General features: G+C 31.6%; 1 protein-coding gene and 1 pseudogene. Both read left to right on the top strand.

Annotated elements, in window-relative coordinates:
• Nucleotides 1–265: erythromycin esterase family protein (locus tag RT405_RS13425; RefSeq protein WP_313470379.1), on the top strand; the 265-nt coding region annotated here is incomplete at its 5' end.
• A 506-nt stretch (nucleotides 266–771) separates the two neighbouring features.
• A pseudogene (locus RT405_RS13420) lies at nucleotides 772–1,053 on the top strand (6-phosphogluconate dehydrogenase (decarboxylating)); the annotation flags it as partial.
• Between the last annotated feature and the right edge of the window lie 46 nt (nucleotides 1,054–1,099).

Raw genomic sequence — 1,099 nt, 5'->3', positions numbered from 1 at the left:
ATTTGGCCCATATGGAATATTAAAATCGGATGATCCAAACAGTTATAACTACATCTTTGGACAAGTTAAAAAAGATCAATTTTTTATTGATTTACGTAAGGCAAACGGCGTAACAAAAACTTGGTTGAACGAACAACATCCAATTTTCGCTGGAGTAACTACCGAAGGGCCTGATATACCAAAAACAGTTGATATATCATTAGGTAAAGCGTTTGATATACTTGTTCAAATTCAAAAAGTGAGTCCATCTCAACTACATCAATAAATTTAGAATAATATACCTTAATGAAGTGTAGTGTTAGGGGCAATAGAGTTGTTTGAATATGTCAGTTAGGTTATTTTCATTAAAGGATTATTAAATGGAATAAATGTTTTCAAATTAGAGACGATGTGGGATAGAAGCACAGTATTATCAAGTTAACAAAATAAAATTCTATCTAAAATGAAAAAAACGCTATTCTTTCTATAGAATCATAGGAAAGGATGGCGTTTTTGTATCTGATCTATTACAACAATTTGGTCAAGGAATTTAAACGTTTTTATCTCTTAATACCTTACGAAATATTACTAAAATGTAGGTATTGTACAACGAACAACATACCCATTAAGCTAAAAAAATAGTTACCGAAAAACTAGAAAAAAAGTGTGTTGCAAAACGAATATGATGCAATTTTACCGGACGGAAAAGCTACATAGAGTATGTAAATGAAATAGAATGAGGGGATTTATTTTTTTGTTATGAAAAAAAATTTCTTTTTATAACTTGATAAAAAAGTATGGGCGAACGGATCAGTTATCCGTGGTTGGTTAATGGACTTAACTGAAAAAGCATTTGCAGAAGATCCGAAACTAGATGGCATTAAAGGTGTAATGAACTCTTCAGGAGAAGGAAAATGGACTGTTGAAACTGCACTTGAACTGCAAGCTGCAGCACCAGTTATCGCTATGTCATTATTTATGCGCTATCGTTCTCAGGAAGATGATACATTCCATGGAAAAGTAGTTTCAGCATTACGTAATCAGTTCGGTGGACATGAAGTTGTGAAAAAATAAGGATGTTTTTGAAAAGAAATATTAAATTTAAAAATACCAATCAATC

This window comes from Carnobacterium sp. (assembly GCF_032094055.1).
Classification (GTDB): domain Bacteria; phylum Bacillota; class Bacilli; order Lactobacillales; family Carnobacteriaceae; genus Carnobacterium_A.
This window is presented reverse-complemented; position numbering and strand designations above follow the sequence as displayed.